Source organism: Saccharothrix sabaoui (assembly GCF_051756985.1).
Taxonomy (GTDB): domain Bacteria; phylum Actinomycetota; class Actinomycetes; order Mycobacteriales; family Pseudonocardiaceae; genus Actinosynnema.
The window spans coordinates 1-5,743 of record NZ_JBPKJK010000287.1 but is presented as its reverse complement, the minus strand read 5'-3'; the positions used below and the strand labels follow the sequence as shown (position 1 = coordinate 5,743).

Here is a 5,743-nt window from a genome sequence, read left to right as displayed (position 1 = left end):
TCAGGGGAGGACCTCCAGGTGGGCGTTGACCCGGTAGACGCCGCCGTGGCCCTTGTACCAACCGGACATGGTCGGCGAGCGGTGGTCGTCCCAACCGAGGTGGACCGGGTTGGTGTACATGAACTCGGCGTTCGACGGCAGCTTGACGTTCACGTGCTGCGGTGCGAAGACGTCGTCCTTGACGAGCTTGATCAGCCACCCGATGAAGACGTTGACCAGCCATGCGACCGCCTTGCCGATCGCGCCTGCGATGGCGGCGCCGAGGTAGGGCGAGAGCAGCCCGCCGATCAGCTTCGCGATCGCGTCCTGCACGATGCCCTTGACCTTCTCCCAGGCGGTCGTCAGGGCGTCGGAGAACCCGCCGAGATCCTCCTCGGAGAGGAAGACGCTGTGCCCGTAGTACCGCGGCCACACGCCGGGCTGGGACATGTCGAGCGTGGAGAACCGCTTGCCGCCGTTGCCGTAGGTGATGATCTCACCGGCGTCGAAGTCGTCGTGCACCTGGAACGGCGGGACCTTCTTGGTCACCCCGTCGGAACCGACGACCACCCCGCCCATCTCGATCTCGTCGCTGAACCACTCCTGGGAGGTCGTCTCGAAGCACTTCACCGACGTGATGTCCAAGGCGAGCGCCTTCACCCGCTTGATGGTGGACGGGTCGACGCCGAGCCTGTCGGCCTCCTCGTCGACCTGCTGCTCGGCCGCGCGGCCCTCGATCGCCAGTTGGTCGGCCTGGCTGGTCAGCCGGGCGGTCAGCGCGGCCCGGTCCACCGGCAGCGTCTCGGTCCGGAAGACGCCCGCGAACCCCAGCCGGGCGTGCGTGGTCCAGTCGTTGCGGCCGTACTGGCCGAACTCGGCCATCCTGGCGTCGACGTCGGCGTTCACCATCGCCTGCGCCGAACGGGTGGCTTCCCGCAGCACCTCCGCCGGCATCGTGAGCATCCCGGCCTGGAGGATGGCCTCCACCGAGCCCTCCGGGTACACCCTGGTCGGGTCGGCCGCCACAACCGCCGTGGAGTACTCCAGGGCGTCCGCCGCGGCGCTGGTGACGGCCAGCACCTCCGGGTCGGTGCGGGTCGGGTCCGGCGTGGTCATCGGCGGGAAGTCCTGGTCCTCCTCGACCGTCGTGGCGGGGTTCACCTGTGCGACGGCCTGGGCCGGGACCAGCGTCGCGGCCACGGCGGCGGTCACCAGGACGGCGGGCAGCGCGTAGCGCCAAGTGCTTCTCGGACGACTACGGAAGTGTGCATCCATCGCAGCTTTCCCCTCGGTTTCCGGGCGATCCCTGTCCGCCCGACACCGACAGGTCTACGGAGGTGTCGTTGTCCTGCGGTTGTGGTGCTGTTGTGACCGGTGCCCGGCACCTGGAACACCCCGCTGACCTGGTCAGATCCGATATCCGCGTGCTGGGTCCGGTCTGCGCGCACGGCTCCGGCGGCGCGGCGGCGCTGGCCGGCACCCGACAGCGTGCGGTACTGGGCGTGCTCGCCCTGCACGCCGGCGAGGTGCTGTCCGCGTCACGGCTGGTGGACGTGTTGTGGGGCGAGGACCCGCCGCGCACCGCACTGCGCACCCTGCACAGCCACGTCGCGCGCATCCGCCAGGCGCTGTCCGCCTGCGGCGTGCCCGAGGCGTTGACCACGCGGAACCCGGGCTACGTCCTGGACGTGCCGCGTGAGGAGGTCGACGCGCACCGGTTCGAACGGCTGGCGTCGGCCGGGCGGTCGGCCCTGACCGGGGGAGCAGCGGTCGACCGGGCGGTGGCGGTGCTGCGCGAGGCGGTGGGCCTGTGGCGGGGCGACGCGTTCGCGGGCACCGACCTGAGCTCGTGGGGCGAGCACGAGGTGGAACGCCTGCACGCGCTGCGGCTCTCCGCCGTGGAGGACCTCTGGGAAGCCGAGATCCGCGCGGGCGGCCACGAGGCCGCCGTGCTGGAACTGCCCCGACTGCTGGCCGAGCACCCGACCACGGAACGCCTGGTCCGGCTGCACATGCTCGCGCTCCACCGCTGCGGCAGGCACACCGACGCCCTGGACGCGTTCGCCCGCCTCCGCCGCACGCTCGCCGACGAGTTCGGCGTCGACCCCGGCCCGGAGCTGGTGGACCTGCACACCGCCATCCTGCGCCGCGAACCAGTGCTCGACCCGCTGCCCGCGGCGGTCACCGTGCCGCCGCGGCAGCTCCCGGCCAGGGTCGGCCACTTCACCGGCCGCACCGCGGAGCTGGCCGAACTGGACCGGGTGCTCGCACCGCACGACGCCCGGGACGGGTTCCCGATCGTGGTGGTCGCCGGTGCCGCCGGCATGGGCAAGACCTCGCTGGCCGTGGAGTGGGCGCACCGGGTCGCCGACCGGTTCCCCGACGGGCAGCTGTACCTGGACCTGCGCGGGCACGACCCGAAGCTGGCCCTGCCCGGCCGCGACGCGTTCGCCCACCTGCTGCGCGCCCTGGACGTGCCCGACGACCGGATCCCCGGCGAACCCGACGAGCAGGCCGCGCTGTACCGGTCGCTGCTGCACGGCAAGCGGTACCTGGTGGTGCTGGACGACGCGGCCGGCGTGGAGGACGTGCTGCGCTTCGTGCCGCCCGGCCCCGGGAGCCTGTTGCTGCTCACCAGCAGGCAGAACATGGCCGCGTTGGCCGCCCGGCACGCCACCCGGGTCGTCGGCGTGGCGGCCCTGTGCGACGACGAGGCGGTCAGCCTGCTCGGCAGCGTCATCGGGGACGACCGGGTGGCCCGCGAGTCCGGTCCGGCGGCCCGGCTGGCCCGGCTGTGCGGCGGGATGCCGTTGGCCCTGCGCATCGCCGCGGCCCGACTGGTCGGCCGGCCCGTCGGCGCGGTCGCCGAGTTCGCCGCCGAACTGACCGACTCCGAGCGGCTGGACGGCCTGGCCGTCGTTGGCGACTCCCGCACCGTGCGGACCGTCCTGAACAGCGCCTACCGGCCGTTGACCGCGGAGGTGGCCCGGGTGTTCCGCGGGCTCGGCCTGCACCCCGGCCCCACGTTCGGCGGCGACCTCGGTGCCGCCGTGTGCGGCCTGCCCGCCGCGGCCGGTCGACGTGCCGTGGCGGAACTGGCCGCGTCACACCTGGTCACGCCGGTGGAGCAGGGCCGCTACCGGTTCCACGACCTGATCCGCGAATACGCCCGCTGCCGCGTGCGCGCCGACGAACCCGACCACGACGGCACCGCGCGGCTGGTCGACTGGTACCTCGCGGCGGCGTTCCGGGCGAGCAGGCTCATCGACCCCGACCGCAGCCCGGTCACCCCCACCCCGCGGCACACGCCGGCCGAGCCGCCGTTCGCCCCGGACAAGCGCGCGGCGCTGGCGTTCCTCGACGCGGAGCGGGCCAACCTGGTCCCGGTCGTGGCGCACGCCCGGGAGAACGGCCACCTCACCGCGGCCTGGCAGCTGACCTCGCTGCTCACCAGCTTCTACGACGCCGCCGGCCACTGGCACGACCGCGTCGAGCTGTGCCGGCACGGCGCGGCGGCGGCCGGCGACCTCGGCGACACCGCGGCCGAAGCGGAGATGCTGCGGGCGCTCGGCGTGGCCTACTTCATGACCCGCAGGCTGCCCGAAGCGCTCGCGGCCAGCGACCGCGCCCTGACCGTCGCGCGTGCCGTCGGCGACCTGGCGGCCCAGGGCCACATCCACAACAACATGGCCAACATGCACGCCGAGCTGCGCCACTTCGACCGGGCCGTCACCGCCCACCACCTCGCCGTCGAGCACAGCACCGCCGCCGGGAACGACCTGGGCCGGGCGCTGGCCCAGCGCAACCTCGGCCACACGTACGTGCGGATGGGCCGGCCGGACCTGGCGTTCGCCCCGCTGCACGAGGCGCTGCGCCGGCTGCGCGAGCTGGGCCACGCCCGGCTGGAAGCGGGCACCCTCGACACCCTCGGCGAGGCGTACTTGCAGGTCGGCGAGCGGCACCGGGCGTCGGAGCACTTCGAACGCGCGCTGGCCATCAGCCGCGACATCGGCGACCGCTGGCTGGAGTGGGAAACGCTGCTCGACACCGGTATCGCGCGCCTCGACGGCGGGCACCACGCGTCCGCGCTGGAGCGCTTCGAAGAGGCGCTGGCCGTCAGCCGCGAGGTGGGTGACCGGCACGGCGAGTCCTCGACGCTGGGCCACATCGGTCGCGCGCTGCTGCTCGTCGGCGACCTCGACGCCGCCCGCGAGCACCTGCACGCCGCCCTCGTCGTGAGGGAACGCGTGCCGGACCCCTACGAGGAGGCCCACGTCCACCGCAACCTCGCCGATCTCGCCGACCGCCTGAGCGACCCGGTCGCGGCCCACCACCGCCGGACGGCGATGAGGCTGTACGAGCAGGCCAACGCCCTGCCGGACGCCCAAGCGCTCAGCGCGTGACCGTGGGGGGGGGCGATGACCACCGCCCCCCACGGCCAGAGCACTTCGCCACGCGGCCCGATCAGGTCGGGGGCCGCACCGTCACCGTCGCCCGGCTGGTGCCGACCGTCCCCGCCGACGGGTCGAAGATCTCGACCACGAAGTACCGGTCCGGCTCCCGCTCGGCACCCGGCAACAGCCGCACCGCGGCCATGCCGGTCGTCGAGCCCGCGGGGATCGTGACCGTCCCCTCGCGGACCGGTTCGTAGTGCACGCCCGCCACGGCCGTCCCGCCGGACACGTGGAACCTGACGGTCACCGGCATCTCGGCCGCGGACGTGAGGTCCAGCTGCACGCCCGTCCACTCCGGGTCCCAGCAGATCTTGCCGCCGTCGAGCGACACCGACAGCGAGTCGTCGTCGTACACCGTGCCGAGGCCGAAGACGTCGTTGACGATGACGACCCCCTGCGGGTCGTACAACTCGACCGCGATCGACTCGTCCTCCTCGACCTCCTGGTCCGAGACCAGCGGCACCTTCACGACCAGCGGCCCCTGCCCGACCTGGAGCACCCCGTTCACCGGCGTGTAGTCGTTGTGCGCGGTCGCCCACCCCTCCACGCCGTTGTAGTCCTTGGTCCGGTACGCCACCGTCCCCTGCCCATCGCACCCCGGCGCCACGTCCACGGTGAACACCAGCGCGTTGGCCGCGTTCAGGCTGCCCTCGTACTGCCCGGCGTTCTGGATGGTCACCTCGGGCACGCACGTGGCGGTCGCGGTCGCGGTGTGCACCATCATCGGCGTCAACGCCGCCGCGGCGGTGAGCACTGCCGGTATGAGTCTGCGCATCTTCCTGTCCCCCTCTGACTGCCTTGCCTGGTGACAGGAATACGCGAGCCCTGTTGCGGCCCGGTTGTGAACGTCCTGCGACGAGACGGGAGGCCCGGAACAAGAGTCGTTCCGGGCCTCCGTGTCATCGGCTGGTCAGGCCTGCGCGGCACGTCGGGCTCGGCCAGTTCCGGTTGCCGCCGTGCCGGACGGTGCTGGCCGTAGGGCAATGGTCGCCAATTTCGTCGAACAACCGGCACATGCGCTTCACCGCGGTTCCAATGGGCTTGCCGTCGACATCCTCAACGACGTCGGGGTCAAACGAGTGGCTCTGGCGCACTTCCGGTGGTGACGGTTGGTAGCCGGTCGCGGCCGTGACCTTACGGTGGAGATCGATCCCCTTGCGGGGAAGGTGCTTTCGGGCTGTCAATGCCTTCGTCATCGCAGCCCCGGGCGCCGGACGGGACGGTCACAACCCGGATGCGGACCGCGACCACCGCCCTCCGCCACCCACCCGACGACCGGAACCGACAGTCCGGAAGTACCGTCCCCGCAA

At 72.6% G+C, this 5,743-nt stretch carries 4 protein-coding genes; 1 reads left to right on the top strand and 3 read right to left on the bottom strand.

From position 1 onward, the window contains the following. Nucleotides 1-1,254: a hypothetical protein gene (locus ACR807_RS40865; RefSeq protein WP_438926922.1), complete on the bottom strand. Its 1,254-nt coding sequence runs from the start codon at nt 1,252-1,254 to the stop codon at nt 1-3. Between the two features lie 149 nt (nt 1,255-1,403). Between ACR807_RS40865 and ACR807_RS40860 the strand changes: the two genes are divergently transcribed. After that, a complete protein-coding gene (locus ACR807_RS40860) occupies nt 1,404-4,382 on the top strand; it encodes an AfsR/SARP family transcriptional regulator (protein ID WP_438926921.1) in 2,979 nt (992 codons plus the stop codon). A 61-nt stretch (nt 4,383-4,443) separates the two neighbouring features. Here the strand turns inward: ACR807_RS40860 and ACR807_RS40855 are convergent, their stop codons facing one another. Together ACR807_RS40855 and ACR807_RS40850 are read right to left on the bottom strand one after the other, a co-directional pair. Further along, nucleotides 4,444-5,208: a Calx-beta domain-containing protein gene (locus ACR807_RS40855; protein WP_438926920.1), complete on the bottom strand. Its 765-nt coding sequence runs from the start codon at nt 5,206-5,208 to the stop codon at nt 4,444-4,446. Nucleotides 5,209-5,332: 124 nt separating this feature from the next. After that, nucleotides 5,333-5,629 (bottom strand): hypothetical protein, encoded by a 297-nt coding sequence (locus tag ACR807_RS40850; RefSeq protein ID WP_438926919.1) that lies wholly within the window; start codon nt 5,627-5,629, stop codon nt 5,333-5,335. Nucleotides 5,630-5,743: the final 114 nt, after the last annotated feature.